The sequence below is a fragment of the Psychrobacter fulvigenes genome, assembly GCF_904846155.1.
Classification (GTDB): Bacteria; Pseudomonadota; Gammaproteobacteria; order Pseudomonadales; family Moraxellaceae; genus Psychrobacter; species Psychrobacter fulvigenes.
Genome location: NZ_CAJGZP010000001.1, coordinates 702,602 through 716,974 on the forward strand (window position 1 = coordinate 702,602; position 14,373 = coordinate 716,974).

The 14,373-nt window shown below is 44.7% G+C and carries 15 protein-coding genes; 7 read left to right on the forward strand and 8 right to left on the reverse strand.

What is annotated here, in order from left to right; all coding sequences use genetic code 11:
• The first annotated feature begins 129 nt into the window (after positions 1–129).
• Positions 130–987 carry a hypothetical protein gene (locus JMX03_RS03100; RefSeq protein ID WP_201594392.1) on the forward strand — a complete coding sequence of 286 codons (858 nt, stop codon included), beginning with the start codon at positions 130–132 and terminating at the stop codon, positions 985–987.
• Between the two features lie 46 nt (positions 988–1,033).
• The gene (locus JMX03_RS03105; protein ID WP_227695209.1) at positions 1,034–1,726 is read left to right on the forward strand and encodes a DUF4112 domain-containing protein; all 693 of its coding nucleotides are present in this window, start codon (positions 1,034–1,036) and stop codon (positions 1,724–1,726) included.
• A gap of 104 nt (positions 1,727–1,830) precedes the next feature.
• On the opposite strand, the gene JMX03_RS03110 is transcribed toward JMX03_RS03105, so the two are convergent.
• The 6 genes from JMX03_RS03110 to JMX03_RS03135 all read right to left on the reverse strand — a co-directional run bounded on the left by JMX03_RS03110 (position 1,831) and on the right by JMX03_RS03135 (position 6,638).
• A complete protein-coding gene (locus JMX03_RS03110) occupies positions 1,831–2,490 on the reverse strand; it encodes a hypothetical protein (protein ID WP_227695211.1) in 660 nt (219 codons plus the stop codon).
• 53 nt (positions 2,491–2,543) lie between these two features.
• A complete protein-coding gene (locus JMX03_RS03115) occupies positions 2,544–2,969 on the reverse strand; it encodes a secondary thiamine-phosphate synthase enzyme YjbQ (protein ID WP_201594396.1) in 426 nt (141 codons plus the stop codon).
• Positions 2,970–3,083: 114 nt separating this feature from the next.
• On the reverse strand, positions 3,084–5,165 hold the full coding sequence (gene mnmC, locus JMX03_RS03120; protein WP_201594398.1) for an FAD-dependent 5-carboxymethylaminomethyl-2-thiouridine(34) oxidoreductase MnmC: 2,082 nt from the start codon (positions 5,163–5,165) through the stop codon (positions 3,084–3,086).
• A 54-nt stretch (positions 5,166–5,219) separates the two neighbouring features.
• Positions 5,220–5,618 (reverse strand): hypothetical protein, encoded by a 399-nt coding sequence (locus JMX03_RS03125; RefSeq protein WP_227695213.1) that lies wholly within the window; start codon positions 5,616–5,618, stop codon positions 5,220–5,222.
• Complete coding sequence (locus JMX03_RS03130; protein ID WP_201594400.1) at positions 5,615–5,944, reverse strand: YciI family protein; 330 nt, start codon at positions 5,942–5,944, stop codon at positions 5,615–5,617. The genes JMX03_RS03125 and JMX03_RS03130 overlap by 4 nt, the downstream gene beginning before the upstream one ends.
• Before the next feature lie 142 nt (positions 5,945–6,086).
• Positions 6,087–6,638 carry an inner membrane-spanning protein YciB gene (locus tag JMX03_RS03135; RefSeq protein ID WP_201575484.1) on the reverse strand — a complete coding sequence of 184 codons (552 nt, stop codon included), beginning with the start codon at positions 6,636–6,638 and terminating at the stop codon, positions 6,087–6,089.
• 203 nt (positions 6,639–6,841) lie between these two features.
• On the opposite strand from JMX03_RS03135, the gene JMX03_RS03140 reads away from it, so the two are divergent.
• Positions 6,842–7,723, forward strand: coding sequence for a PHP domain-containing protein (locus tag JMX03_RS03140; RefSeq protein WP_201594402.1), 882 nt, complete (start codon positions 6,842–6,844; stop codon positions 7,721–7,723).
• A 316-nt stretch (positions 7,724–8,039) separates the two neighbouring features.
• The gene (locus JMX03_RS03145) at positions 8,040–9,539 is read left to right on the forward strand and encodes a GGDEF domain-containing protein (RefSeq protein ID WP_201594404.1); all 1,500 of its coding nucleotides are present in this window, start codon (positions 8,040–8,042) and stop codon (positions 9,537–9,539) included.
• Between the two features lie 5 nt (positions 9,540–9,544).
• Here JMX03_RS03145 and truD read toward each other — a convergent pair whose 3' ends face one another.
• Positions 9,545–10,771: a tRNA pseudouridine(13) synthase TruD gene (gene truD, locus JMX03_RS03150; RefSeq protein WP_201594406.1), complete on the reverse strand. Its 1,227-nt coding sequence runs from the start codon at positions 10,769–10,771 to the stop codon at positions 9,545–9,547.
• Between the two features lie 224 nt (positions 10,772–10,995).
• Here truD and JMX03_RS03155 point away from each other — a divergent pair, with 224 nt between their 5' ends.
• Together JMX03_RS03155 and JMX03_RS03160 are read left to right on the forward strand one after the other, a co-directional pair.
• Positions 10,996–12,603: an FAD-dependent oxidoreductase gene (locus JMX03_RS03155; protein WP_201594408.1), complete on the forward strand. Its 1,608-nt coding sequence runs from the start codon at positions 10,996–10,998 to the stop codon at positions 12,601–12,603.
• A 401-nt stretch (positions 12,604–13,004) separates the two neighbouring features.
• Positions 13,005–13,661, forward strand: coding sequence for a GNAT family N-acetyltransferase (locus JMX03_RS03160; RefSeq protein ID WP_201594410.1), 657 nt, complete (start codon positions 13,005–13,007; stop codon positions 13,659–13,661).
• 29 nt (positions 13,662–13,690) lie between these two features.
• Here the strand turns inward: JMX03_RS03160 and JMX03_RS03165 are convergent, their stop codons facing one another.
• Entirely contained in the window at positions 13,691–13,903 is a 213-nt protein-coding gene (locus JMX03_RS03165) for a hypothetical protein (protein ID WP_201594412.1), read from the reverse strand.
• 130 nt (positions 13,904–14,033) lie between these two features.
• Between JMX03_RS03165 and JMX03_RS03170 the strand changes: the two genes are divergently transcribed.
• Complete coding sequence (locus JMX03_RS03170; RefSeq protein WP_201594414.1) at positions 14,034–14,357, forward strand: hypothetical protein; 324 nt, start codon at positions 14,034–14,036, stop codon at positions 14,355–14,357.
• The last annotated feature ends 16 nt before the right edge of the window (positions 14,358–14,373 follow it).

Genomic DNA, 14,373 nt, shown 5'->3' on the forward strand with positions numbered 1-14,373 from the left:
ATAGAATACGTATTAGAGGAACGCTATTTTGCCAACAGTAATATGTTAGTATTCTCTAAAATTAGTACTTATTTTTGGTAAGTAACTTTTATTACTCTAGAGGTTTAAGCCCTTAATAAAGGAATTAAAATGGCAATTGCTCAGCAGGAAGTGTCGATTGTAGAAGGCGCTAATAAGCTTTTCGTTTTTGACGAGATTTACAGTTTTCGAGCTGCTCAAGAGCAGGCTGAAAAAAAGAAATTAAATGCCTTTGGCGTGATGGCAAAACTCAATCCATTAAAGCGGCCACGAGAGGATACGGTACAGTTGTCTCGTAAAGAAAGCCGTTTGGAGCCGTATTGGCATATTGAAGCGACAAAGGTTGTTGATTATGACTGCCAGATTACCTATCAGATACCTATTCATAATCCTTATGTGCAATCGATACAGATTAATAATGACGCTTACGAGGTTACTCACAGCAGAGATAAAGCCAAAATAGACGTTACTGCTTTAGAGACTTGCCATCGTAAGATATTTTATGATGAATTGTTAGACGGTCTAAAACGTGATATTAAATCTGCAACTTTTAAAAGCTACAATGAAAAATATAAATTCCAAGAACTTAGCGAAGTAGCAGAAGATAGCAATGTCATTGAGCCACTATTACCACAGCAAGCGGCTATTCAGCAGGCATGTGCCATGCTCAATAGTGATGCGGTGAACGCTCATAATATTCACCACAACACCATTATTTTCAATAATATTCATTTGTTTTTAGTACCAGTGTTTGCCTTTGAGTTCGTTTGGGGCACTGCTTATAAAACAGGGGTTATAGAGGTCAATGGTCTGACAGGTGAAGTAATAGAAGATGGCGAATGGTACAAAGACAAAATAGGTCAGTTATTGACACCTGAGATGTTAATGGATATTAGCGTAGACTTAGCAGGGGAGCTCGTTCCTGGAGGTGGCATTATACTCAGGGTTGCTGGTCAGTTGATACAGTAATGAGGAATCCTCTTATCATTTTGCATACCTAAGAGTATCTTTATAAATGCCAGACAACAATATAAAAACCAAAGCTAAAAGCTTGGCAGCGAAGTTAAATAAGCCACCTGCAACCAAAGCTGCTAATATCGACTATCAGGCAAAGCTGGCTGAGCATGGGCTGACACGTGAGCAAGTCATCGCCACCGAGCGTAAACTGGCAAAGTTTGCCAATACTATGGATTCGCTCGTACGTGTGCCTTTTACCAAACAAGGTATGGGTGCCGATGCGGCGCTGTCGACCATTCCGCTGGCAGGTGACCTAGCAGGACTGGCGTTAACCAGTTACGCGTTTATATTAGGTCGTCAGTTGGGTGTTCCCGCGCATAAGATGACGCCAGCAGTCAGACTGGCGTTCATTGATATGGTGGTTGGCATCGTACCTGGTATCGGCACAGTACTCGATATCTTTATACGTCCGAGTCGCAAGACCTTAGGTATCGTCCACGAGCATCTGCATCATGAGTATGGCATCACTGAAACCATGCATATGGATCGGCCGTTTTTGCATCAATCCTTAGAAGACAAGCAGCAGCAAAGCCGCTTTGGTTTTTTTTGGCGCAACCCAGTCGTTGCGTGGTTGTATTTGCATATTCCTGATATTCTTGGTTTGCTCGTCATTATAGTCATTGGCTGGGGATTATGGACAGTGATCAGTTGGCTGGTCGGCCTATTTGGTAAGACAACGGGCTTTGGCTAGAGAACACTTAAAAATCATAATAAAATGACATCAAAAAGGCGGCACACGATATTACGTGTGCCGCCTTTTTTCATGCAATTTTTATGAAAGCTAATAGTAGGTTGTCATCTTTCTGTGATGACTTCTGCTTCAGCACTGACCGCATCGAAGCTAGTGACTTTATTGTTTTGAATAAGATTAATACTGCCACCACCTGCATGGCTGACTAACTGGATACTACCGTCTTTCGAGCGGTAGGTCGGGTTATTGCCTTGACCTTCAGGTGCACTTAGTGTCATTTTTGGTTTGTTGGGTAGGTTTACGATAGCATTGAGCGCGCCTGCTGCTGAGGTTTCAAAAACGACAGAAAGAGATTCACCAGTCGCGCTTTTATAGCGTACATCGGTAATTTGAGCGCCTTTAATCGCTTGCTCAGGATTGGGAGCTGTAGCAGCATTGTTGGGTATTGTACCAGTTGCCCCAAGATCATTTTCTAGCTGAGTTAAGCTGATATCGAGCTCTGAGTTTTCCGTTGTTTGCACAGAATCATCATTGATAGGCTCATCCATACTTTCATTGTTATCGTCTGGCGTATCGACATTGATATTGGTTGTCACGGGTGTGGTTTGAGTTTCCGTTTCAGTCGGTGTGTCGCTTACCGCTTCAGAGTCAGGCGATTTTTGACACCCTGTCAGTAGCAATAGGCTAAACAAAACAGCAGGAACTGCTTGATGGTAGCGCTTTAATTTTTTTGATTTTGACCATTTAGAAGCGGGAATATTCATGAGAGTGGTGCTGTCCATTAAAAGGGCTTGATTTAAGCATCGACTATAGATTATTAAGTATTAACCGTTATAACCAACTTGCGCTGACTGATATGATTTCTATGCTCACATAAATAAATACCTTGCCACATACCAAGCCCCAATGCGCCATTGATCAGTGGGATGGTTAAGCTGACTCCAAGCATGATGCTTTTAAAGTGGGCTGGCAGGTCATCCGAACCTTCTAGCGTATGGCGATACTCTGGCTGGTCGGCTGGTGCAATTCTATTCAGCCAGTCTTCGGTATCAAGTCTGACATCTGGATCAGCATTTTCGTTGATAGCGAGACTGGCCGAGGTATGCTGTAAAAACAGATGTACCAGACCTGCCTCAGATGAATGCGGTATTAGCGCCTCAATGGCATCTTCAATCAATGGCGTGATGATATGAATGCCGCGCGCATAGGCAGGTAGAGTAAGAGTGGCTTGATGATAAGGCATGGAATCTGTCTCGTTATTAAAATCAACTTATAAAGCTCATACTACAAGATAGTTGTAAGCGTTGAAAGTGTTGAAAGTTAAGCCTTAGGACAGACAAAAACCCACCTCAAAATTTCAAGTAAGCGGCGTTTGCAAGCGCATGCGATTAGGTGACAGACGTGCAAGCATTGCCGCCGATAATGGGGGGGAAGCTCCTAGCATCATATCTGCCAATGCTTCAGCACATATCGGTGCAATCGCATAGCCTTTAGCGCCCATCGCACTCATTACCCAAACCCGCTTGCTGTCTGCAAGTGGTCCAACGATTGGATGGTAATCAGGCGTTTGAGTACGAATACCCGCACGACCTTGCCATAAGCTGCTATCTGTTGGAATAATCGAATCCATCTCAGGAATAGCAGTAATGAGCTTTTCGCGGCTAATCTGATGCTCTTCAGGACGGATGCCTGTGTCTGTATCGTTGCGTACAAAGCTAGCACCCAGTAAGAAATGCGCTGCGCCTTCTACCACATTATTCAAATCATTATCACCAGCTTGAGCGGTAAAAATAGCGCAATAGCCACTGTACTTAAGCGGTATTTTAGGTAGTTTTGTGAATTGTTCGGCGCTGGGCGTAAACCAAGAGAGCTGACCACGGATTTTGCGACAATCAAAAATACGCTTATCCAGCTCATGGCTCTCATAAGCGGCGCAAATCACCACATTATCAGCGCTAATAGTCAGTAGATGGTTATCCTGATTACTGCCTTTTATATAAACACCTTCTTCTGTTTCACTAATATCATCAACGTTTAATTGTTGAAAGTGGATAAGCGGATGTGTCAATATTATATCTTTTAATGCTTGCGGATTGACCAAGCCAGATTGCGGCAAATACAAATTCTCTGATAAATCTTGGACTTTTAAGCCGCTGATATTTTGCGCCTGCTCAAGCGATAAGGTGGTTGCCATCTCATCAGGATAATCAGCGATTTGCTCTGTGCCAATATTGGCCTTTATAAGCAAGTCGAGTGCGCCTGTTGGTTCAAGCACTGGCGCTGTATGTTGCTGTGCAGCTTTTTCATTGAGCACTCGATATAGCCTGCTGCTATAGAGATAGCCTATACTATGTAAATGCTCGTCAACGTGATGGATGGGTGTCATCTTGGGCGCAAGTAGCGCGCGAGGATTGCCCGATGCCCCAGCCAAAGGCGCTGACTTATCTAGTAATGTGACATGAATACCACGATTGGCAAGCGTCCACGCCATCATTAGTCCTGAGACGCCAGCACCAATGACGATGCTGTGGGAGAGGTCGGAGTTATGGCTATTATGCTCGCTCTCACTGTCCTCTGAATAGTCAGGCTCAGTCATGACTGCTGTCAGCATTTCACGCTTACGGCCAAAGCCTTTTACTTTTTTAATCTGAAAGCCGCAGCCTTGTAGCGCGCGCTTAACGATACCAGAACAGCTATAGGTGGCTGCGGTGGTATTGGGACGTGACAGGCGCTGTATTTGCGCAAAGATACTCTCCGCCCATAAGGTGCTATTACAAGAAGGGGCAAAGCCATCTAAAAACCAAGCGTCAACGTAGGGCGCGGGCTTGGTAGAGGTATCTAATGCCAGTTTGGCGAGGCTATCAGCAGCATCACCCAGCCATATATCAACGGTCAAATTATCATCAAAGAAGCTCAGACGATGACAGCCAGCGATAAGGGGCGGGTAAGCAGCTAAAAACCGCTCAATGAGCTCTGCCAACTCAGGAGCACGCTGTCCCCATAGTGCGAGTATCTGTGTGAGGTCAGCAAGCGGTATGGGGAACTTTTCAGTAGTAATAAAATGCAGTTTCGCAGTCGCCAATTGCGGATGGATGGCACGCAGCTGTTGCCATAATTGCCAAGTCGCCAAGAGATTTAGCCCCGTACCCAAGCCCAACTCAGCGATGGTAAAGCATTGCTTTGGCGCAAGGTTTGCCAGTCGCTCTGGCAGCTGATTATGTGCCAAAAACACATAGCGCGACTCTGCTAGACCATCGGCATGCGAAAAATACACATCACCAAACTCGCCAGATATGGGCACGTTATTACCCGTATCATCCACCTGCCAGTCAATGTTGGCAGGAGTGATTTTTGATGGATGAGCCTTTAGAGACTGACTATTTTGAGATTGATCAGTAGAGGTGCAGGCATTGTTTGGTACAGATGTAGGTTTAGGCATAGACAATCACATAAAAGACAATCACATAAGACAAGGCAATAAAGACATAAAGCGCTACCAGCGCTCACGGCGCACAAATACCAGCCAAGAAATAAACACCCCGACCAATAAGCTGATCAATACCGTAAAAACACCATATAAAAACAACTGACCCTTACTTTCATAGATCAAGACATTGACCTGAGTTTGTAAGTCATTCACCTGTCTTTGTAATTGCGCATTACGGCTCAGTAGCTCTTGATTGGCGTCTGATAATGCTTTACTTGAGGGCTGCATCTGAGAGGCAAAGGTAGTATCCGTTGCAGCTATCTCTGTCGCAGGATCGTTTGTAATCACTGTCGGTGCTGCTTGCACCGTTATCGCTGCCAGCATGATAAATAATGCCAACCCCACTTTAGCACTGCTATGCAGCAGTGAGCTTATTAGTCTTAAAAGGATGGGTAGCTGACTCACGATTTTGTAACCTTATCCGTAGCGGTATCTTCAGGTTTGGGCAACACATGAATAAAGGGCTTGAGATCGACATGACTATAGACACCATCACGCAGATAGGGCTCAGCACTTGCCCATGTTTGCGCTGCCGCAAAAGATTCAAATTCAGCAATGACAATACTACCCGACATGGCATTATCGCCGTGCTCAATCGGTGTTGGCCCTGCAATGACTAGGCGCTGCTCAGCATCTAACGCTTGCAAGCGCTCTACATGCTCAGCACGGGTAAGCTGGCGTTGTGGGCTGCTATTGGCAACGTCATGACCGATAATAGCAAATAAAGGCATGGTTTTTCCTTAATAAAAGATAACAGTAAACAGAGTAGGGTCTGTTTGATTATTCACAAATGAGCACTGCTGATAGCTAAAATCGATCTAGTCTAAATAAAAATTGCAGGTAATGCTCATTGCATTGGCTAGATTTTCCTAGTTATTTAGCCGATTTGTCACTCAGTGCTGGGTTGAGATGGTTTTTTAATACCGCAAATTGGGCAGCAATAAACACCAGCATAATCGGAATCCAGCCATAAGTCTTAAAGTTGATCCATGCTTCGTTAGACATGGTAAAGGCCGTGATATAATGAAGTACGCCCATAAGTGCAAAGAACAGTCCCCATGCGACGGTCAATTTTTTCCAACCACTCATGGTCAGCGTAAATACTTCTTTCATCGCCAGCTGCATCAAGGGCTTGTTAATCGCAGCGCTGACAAACAGCGTTAGCGCAAAGATACCGTTGATAATCGGTGACTTCCAACGCAGATAGATATCATCACGCAGCAACAATGTGCCACCGCAGAAGACGATGGTTATTAATAAAACAACCCATTGCTGCTTATCGAACTTGCCTTTTTGGCGTACAAAATGAATGGCATAAACAATCAGGGTCGCAATAAGCAATGCGCCTGCTGCTGCTAATATGCCACTTTGACGGGCAGCGATAAAAAATGCAATGAGAGGAATAAAGTCTAATAGGGCTTTCATAACAGGTGGGATATCCAACAAAAACGTAGAGGATAGTTTACACGTCTACTGCAGCAAAAAGAAGTAATCAACCGCACAATAACGGCTGGTATGAATAAGGGTGTATAACCAGTAACATTACTCAGGGTTATTTAACTATTATTCATTCAACCGTACCAAGAAACTATAACCACAAACTATATCAAGAAATGAAGGCAAAACTTATGAAAATTGACTTACATTGTCACAGTACATGCTCTGACGGTACTTATGCACCAACAGAAGTCGTGCAACGTGCGCAGGCAGCTGGCGTCAATGTATTGGCATTGACGGATCACGATACTCTAGCAGGGATTGATGAGGCGAGAGCAGCGGCAGATACCTATGGTATCACGCTTGTAAATGGCGTAGAAATCAGCTGCGAGCATACACTGAGCGGCGGCTATGGCAAAAACAAATCTACCAATAAAATCATCCATGTGGTGGGTCTTGATTTTACTGATCGCGACAAAATGCATGCAGCTCTACAGCAACTACAAGACAGCCGTGCCAATCGTGGGCAGCGAATCACTGAAAAGCTGAGTGAGTTATTAGATCTTGACTTTGAAGATCTTTGGCAAGCGGTGCTTGATAAAGCTGGTAATAATCCACAAGCGGTGGGGCGTGCCCATATTGGACAAGTGTTGTTTGAACGTGGACATGTCAAGACGGTGCAAAAAGCCTTTGATACCTACCTAGCAGACAACAAGCCCGCTTATGTTGCGATTGATGCGCTGAGCATGGCTGACGGGATTAAATTGATACAGGATTGTGGTGGCAAGGCAGTGCTTGCGCATCCAACGCGCTATCATCTTTCGGCCACGCGAGTCCGTAAACTTATCGAGGAATTTGCGCAGCTTGGTGGTGACGCTTGTGAGCTACCAGCCAATAGTGAGCCTATCAGCACACGGCGCATGGTAGATCGCAGCATCGCTGAGCATGGCCTAGCAGCCTCGATTGGTAGCGACTTTCATGGCAGTAATATGCCATGGCGACGTCTTGGTGATGTGCCGAGTTTGAATGCTGAGCAAAAAGGTGTGTGGCAAAATTTTGCTGAGTTGATATAATGATATATGTCGATATCTGAATATAAATAAGCGGTTAACAACCGTATATCGATAATTAAAGCCTTTCATACAAATTTTGTTGCTAAATCTTAGAGAGGTTGCCAGTATTAATAACAGCGTTGTAGAAATAATAAAATATAATTAGTATCAGCTATCTGATTGTTTTTATTGTTCTTTGTTGTTGGTTCAGTCTCTGACGTCAACAGTATGTTTTTTTATTATTTCCAATGCATCTATCAGCTGTTATTCTATTTTATACCAATAATGTTTAAGTGATAGTTGGTAATAGAATGATTCTTCATATGGTAACGCATTAATGGCTGTCTCTATATACCAATTAGGCTACAAAAAGCTTTCTCGAATCATTTTTGAGTGGCAGGCTGCCGACCGAGCTTCATTGATGGCACTGTTCATCTTAATGGAAGCATATTTACACTGGCTGTGGTGTCTGTATGTTTGGATACGCCGAGATAAGCTAAGCATTTATGTGGATATGGACATGCTGTATCCGATGTGGCTTGGCGTCCATATCATGGGGCTGTTTGCTTGGTGGATGGTCGAGCATTTATCGCGTATCAAAGACGATGATGCGCGTTTAAACAGATGGCAAATCGTACTCATCTCAGTCTATAGCGTCTATATTGCCTTTGTGATTTTGGTGATGGGACAAAGCGGTTTGGTCTCAGGGGTGTCATTAGTCGGCGGCGCGATGTTGGGAATGATGCTGATTAGGCGTCGTTATATTTGGCGGGCATTTCTAGGGCTGATTTTATTGGTTCTAGTGGTGATTAGTTTGCCTTATTGGGGTATCGACTTTCCTAGCTTACAACACATACATGAAAGCACTATACCACTCGATATTTATAGCTATCTGATAGCCAGTGGTCTCAGTACTATAGAGATGAGTGCTATTGAAAACGCCATGGCGACTTCGACCCTCTCAAATGAGGCGCTTGGCATAGACGGTCTTAATGAAGTTCGCCAATCCTCAGCGTTGTTTTGGCATTCGACACATATATATCTGGCAGTGCCCAAAGCCATTTTTATCGTTTATGTATTCCGAGCTTTGTTATTGATCTTAGATGCCAGTAAAGCTGAAACCTTAAAACATGCCAATCAAGATGAGTTGACTCAGCTGACCAATCGCCGTTACGGCCTGACTCAAATGCAGGACACACTTGCTGCCTTAGATCATAAACAAAATTATAGTGTGATTTTGATGGATCTAGACTGGTTTAAAAGCATCAATGACAGTTATGGACATCAAGTAGGCGATCAAGTATTACAAGAGGTGGCAGGCGTCTTAAAAGCCACGCTGAAAGACACAGACAATGTCAGTCGCTATGGCGGTGAAGAGTTTTTGATTGTATTGCCAAGTACCGCTCACCATGAGGTACTGACCATTGCTGAACAGCTGCGCTCTAACATCGCAGAGCACATGATACAGGTGAGTGATGGTTTTAGTTTTCAGGTGACGGCAAGCTTTGGGGTTTATACCTTAACTTGTGAGGAGCTTGCGCGTATCAAGCAAGATCATATGACTACAGAGGCTGAGACGGTCGTGCCAGTGCTGACAAAACTACAGAAGCTAAAACGGCGCAAAAACCCGCAAGGGCAGGTTGCAGGTAACCTTCGTGAGCAGTCACAGAGTGAGCTGCCAAGTGATATATGTCAGCGTTTAATCAGTATTGCGGATAAAGCTTTGTACGAAGCCAAAGACCGTGGACGTAATAAAGTCGTCAGTGCTAATGAGATGCGTGCAGCAAAGAATAGATCTGAGTCGTCGTCTTCCGCCTCTGGCACTGAACCTCTTTGAATCAACTAAGCTGTGCTTAACTGCTGAACCAAGCTTGCTAAGACACTGGTGGCAAAGCTGCCAGTCGTCAGAGTAAAGCTTAATACTAGCGTTTGCTCATCGCTCCACTTCCAACTCATGTCTTCAATCGGGAGTCTCAGCGCTCGTCGTTGTGCTTTGATATCGCGCTGCTCTAAGCCTGTCGCTAGCTGTGTTAATAACGCGCTATTATTTACAACATTTTTCTCGAGCTGAGCTGCTTGGCCACTGACTTTATCGTTGCCCATACCCCATAACACAGCAGTTGGATGAATATCACCGCTGGTAACTCGCGCGCGCAAAGCATCGTCTATTGCCTCACTGTCAAATATCGAGCCTGAGCCATCCAAATTAAACACCTCACCTGCCAGTCCAGTATTCCAACTACCATCGCGCACTCTCGCTGCCAATATCTCATTGAATATCAAGCTACGCGCGGCAGACAATTCCATAGAGTTTTGCTCTCGCGGCGCACGTTTGCGTTTGCTCTTCTTTGGCTGAGGTCGATTCTCTGGCGCTGGACGTGCAAATAAGGCCAATGCTTCTCTAATATTATTGCCATTCCATCCAAAGCGCTGTGGGCCAAAATAATTGGGCACACCGGTTGTACCTATATTGGCCAAATGCTGCTCTACAGATGACTTATCGTCACCCTCCAATTCAATATCACGCAAGGTAATGATAAATTGATTGGCCCTGTGCGTACCGCGATTGAGTTTTTTATTATGCCAATGTTGGGCGAGAATAGTGACCGACTCGTTGTCGCCAATATCTATCGGCGCAAATTCAGAATCAGGTAGTTGCCTCAAAGGTATTCGTAAACTAAACCACTGCGTCGTCAATGCCTGACGATCTTTGAGTCCTGAGTAGCCGACATCACGTAATGGAATATCAGCCCACTCTGACAGTAGCTTTGCCAGATAAGCGGTATTCATCCCAAGCTTTTCGATATGCAGCCATAGATGCTCACCTTCACCTGTAAACTTTAAGGGCAATATTTCATTGACGACGAAGTCTGTTGCACTGGTTTTATAAGTTGCTCGCTGCACAGGCGGTAGAGCCGGCTGCGGTAATTGCGCAGTATCGGCCGCAGCTTGGATATCAATAGTTGAGATATCAAATGACTTGTTATCAACGGTGCCATTATCAAAATTATGCTGAGAAGTCGCTGTCGTTTCGTTGTGGTTATGGTTGTGGTGGTCTTGAGAAGTCATAAAGTCGTCTTGTGTTTTGATTATAAGTTTTAGGTTGAAAGGGGGGAGCTAGGAATTAAAGGCCAGTAGAGGTTAGGAAGTTACGTTTTGCAACGCAGCGAACATACAAATAAACAGCGTCCGCTTAGTTGTCTTGCTACTATCAATGAATCTGCTTTTTAAAGCATATCGACTATTTCAACACGTTTTACTCAGGAAGCCATTATAACTGTTAAGGAAGACTTATGACCAACGCAACGATCAATACCGTCACCATCAGCAAAGCCGATATCCCAGATGGCGGCATGAAATCCTATAAGCAAGAGGACGATAGTATCATTCTAATCACTCGTGATGACGATGAGTTTAGTGCCTTTGATGGTAAATGCCCGCATGCTGGGGCAGATTTGGGCGAGGGGTTACGCTGTGGTAATCGCGTGGTCTGCCCGTGGCACCATGGGAGCTTTGATAGCCGAGATGGCACCTTGCTAGAGCCTGTCGCCATGCGCGGATTGACCCAATATGAGCTGACTGACGATGGCGATAGTTTGACGGTCAATACCTCGGCAAAGATAGACAAACGCATCGAAAATGACAAGCTGATAGACACCCATACCCTCATCGTTGGTGGCGGCGGTGCAGGCTTTATGACGGCCAATCAACTGCGTCATACTGGTTATGGCGGTAAGATAACCATCATTAGTGCCGATGACAAAGCCCCTTATAATCGTCCCTTATTATCCAAGATGTTTTTGGCAGGGAAAATGGACGAGAAGTATTTGCTGCTTGGCGGTGCAGATTGGGCCAGTAAAAACAACATTGATCTACGCTTAAACCAAACCGTCAGTGAAGTACTCCCCAATGAATGCACCATCGTGATTAAAGACCAGAGCGGTCATAGTGAGCAGCAAACAGCCGATTTCTTAGTGGTAGCGACAGGCGCTGAGCCAAAGATACCGCCATTTAATGGCGCTGAGCTGGATGGCGTCTATACGCTACGCAGTATGGACGATGCAAAAGACATCAAAGCCGCCAGTGATAACCAGCATGTGGTCATCGTAGGCACGGGCTTTATCGGGATGGAAGCGGCTTCGGCACTTATGCAGGCAGGTAAGGCCGCGTCTATCACCATCGTAGGTCGTAGCCGCCGTGTGATGAGCAATATCGTCTCTGAGAGCGTGAGTAACGCCTTAATCAAACTGCATGAAGACCAAGGCGTTACCTTCGCCTTCGGTGCTGGCGTTGATGAAATCAATGGAGAAGGTGGTAAAGTCAACGGCATAACGCTGTCTGATGGCAGTAAGCTTGCAGCCGATGTTGTGATTTTGGGTACTGGCGTAGCGCCACGTACAGAGCTGTTAAATGAGGTAAACGCTCCAGACGGCGTGCAAGTGAATGATCATTTGCAACTGCGTGATGGCGTCTATGCGCTAGGTGATATCGCTAAAGCCACTAATCAAATGGGGCGTATGCGTATCGAGCATTGGCGGGTGGCTTTGCAACACGGCATGGTGACGGCGGCAGCTATCTTAAACCAAGACAATGTCAACTCATTAGAGGAGCGCATTCCTTTCTTTTGGACAGGGCAATATGGCAAAAGCCTACGCTATAGTGGACATGCCGCTACGCCAGATAACAATATCCTATTTGGCTCACCAGATAATCTTGATTATATCGAATATTACTTTGATGATGATGGGGAAGATACACGCGCCAGTGCTGCAAGTTCGCTCGGACGTGATAAAGAGTTAATCGCTTTTTCTGAGTTGTTACGCCGTGGTCATGCGCCAACACGCGCGCAAATCAATGCAGGGTTTGATATTATCGAGCAAGCGCAGGTGTTATCACGCTAGGTCGTGTCCTCATTTTAAAAATGGTGATAAAAATGAGATAAATTGCCGTCAAACAAGGAAAATAGCGCAGATAATATCGAGATATTACCTAGCTATAGTCAGTTGAAAATAAAACTGTTACATAAGTTTAAGCGCGCTACTGGTATAAATTTTACTTGCGTGCTGTTATCACAGAGGCTGCGCAAAATTCACCCCAGTAGCGCTATGTTCTTTTTAAAATGCATCGACTATATTTAACGCTGCTTGGCAAGGTTTAGCCATTTTTAACCCATTTAGGTATCCTTCGATTGAATTGAGGACACGCCCTAGTACTCAAAACTGATAAGGTTTAATATAAAGGCTGGCTCATTGATTTGGGTCAGCCTTTTATACTAAATAGATGGAAAAGGACAACCAGTATTATGAACGCAGACTCCATAAACAAAAACCACTTAAATAAAGAATCCGTATTTTTACGACAAGCCAAAGCGGATGATATTGACGCACTTGAACAGCTACTAAACCGCTGCTATCGGCAGACAGAAGGTTGGACCAATGAAGCAGACTTGGTCGGTGGCATTCGTATCACTCAAGCTGAGCTGGCAAGCGTCATTAATAATCCAAAACACTATCTATTCGTCTATCCAAAAACCACGACCGGTGCTCGCGATGACGATGAAACTGGTGAGCTGCTGGGTTGTATCGCGGTCGATATGAAAGTCGATACTGACTCAAATAGAGATGATCAAGATCAGAGCGACTATTATAATAAAGCCTATATCGGTATGTTTGCAGTACATCCAGAGCTGCAGGGACAGGGCGTTGGCAATGTAATTTTAGAAGCGGCAGAGACTTTTGCAGAAAGACATTTACAATCGAGCACGCAGGCGCCCGATGAAAAACCTGCTCGTCTTACCATGTCTATTTTAAGCCATCGCCCTGAGCTATTGGCTTATTATCAGCGCCGCGGCTATCAGTTGAATGGGAATAAAATGCCGTTCCCAGATGATGGTAATAATGGCGAGCCCAAGCGTCAAGATTTAGAGTTATTAGAATTAGAGAAAATCGTCAGTACATAAAGGCTAACTCTCGCTACTTAGAACTAGAGTTAATTCCAAAAATGCCCAAAGGTCATAAACAGGCCAATACTGAGTAATAAGAATGCCACGATGATTAAACGCTTAAACCAATTAAAAGCAGGCAAGCGCGTGGCATTGTCATCGGACATCAAAAAGGCAAACAAGAACAGTAAGCTTGCTGCCAAGGTCATAATGCCCAGACCGATCGGTAATATAAAAAGGTAAAACTGCCACACAGTCATCTCTCAACAGCTTAGAATACTGGCATCATAGCAGTATCGGGATTACACTGTCAGTAACTATCCCGCAAGCCCTAACCATCAAACGTACTCTAATCATCAGAGTCCATATTTAACAGAAACTAAAATACTTATGACTCACTTTAAAAAACTGGCCGCGTTATTACTATTGATGCCACTATTGGCTGCTTGCTCGAATGCACCTGCTGATAGTATCGTGGAAGATCTCATTCGAGGGCAGTATGAGCAAGCGCATAGCATGATGGCAAATGGTCATGGGAGCGTGGCGATGCCGACACTTGAGAATGTCGATGGCGTCAAGTGCCGCTCTGAAGATGGTGAAGAGCGCTATCGATGTATCGCGGATATTACCCAAAGTATCGATGGTAATAGTGAAACTAAGACAGTTAATTTTTTAGTGTATAAATACAATGATGAGTGGGCGCTTGGCAGTTAATCTAGGATTTAAACCA

Coding starts and splice junctions, on each gene's coding strand:
- JMX03_RS03170 (WP_201594414.1), top strand. CDS start 14,034: ATGACTCACTTTAAAAAACTGGCCGCGTTATTACTATTGATGCCACTA.
- JMX03_RS03145 (WP_201594404.1), top strand. CDS start 8,040: ATGGCTGTCTCTATATACCAATTAGGCTACAAAAAGCTTTCTCGAATC.
- JMX03_RS03155 (WP_201594408.1), top strand. CDS start 10,996: ATGACCAACGCAACGATCAATACCGTCACCATCAGCAAAGCCGATATC.
- JMX03_RS03115 (WP_201594396.1), bottom strand. CDS start 2,969: ATGCCTTATCATCAAGCCACTCTTACTCTACCTGCCTATGCGCGCGGC.
- mnmC (WP_201594398.1), bottom strand. CDS start 5,165: ATGCCTAAACCTACATCTGTACCAAACAATGCCTGCACCTCTACTGAT.
- JMX03_RS03100 (WP_201594392.1), top strand. CDS start 130: ATGGCAATTGCTCAGCAGGAAGTGTCGATTGTAGAAGGCGCTAATAAG.
- JMX03_RS03130 (WP_201594400.1), bottom strand. CDS start 5,944: ATGCCTTTATTTGCTATTATCGGTCATGACGTTGCCAATAGCAGCCCA.
- JMX03_RS03110 (WP_227695211.1), bottom strand. CDS start 2,490: ATGAATATTCCCGCTTCTAAATGGTCAAAATCAAAAAAATTAAAGCGC.
- JMX03_RS03165 (WP_201594412.1), bottom strand. CDS start 13,903: ATGACTGTGTGGCAGTTTTACCTTTTTATATTACCGATCGGTCTGGGC.
- JMX03_RS03135 (WP_201575484.1), bottom strand. CDS start 6,638: ATGAAAGCCCTATTAGACTTTATTCCTCTCATTGCATTTTTTATCGCT.
- truD (WP_201594406.1), bottom strand. CDS start 10,771: ATGACTTCTCAAGACCACCACAACCATAACCACAACGAAACGACAGCG.
- JMX03_RS03140 (WP_201594402.1), top strand. CDS start 6,842: ATGAAAATTGACTTACATTGTCACAGTACATGCTCTGACGGTACTTAT.
- JMX03_RS03105 (WP_227695209.1), top strand. CDS start 1,034: ATGCCAGACAACAATATAAAAACCAAAGCTAAAAGCTTGGCAGCGAAG.
- JMX03_RS03160 (WP_201594410.1), top strand. CDS start 13,005: ATGAACGCAGACTCCATAAACAAAAACCACTTAAATAAAGAATCCGTA.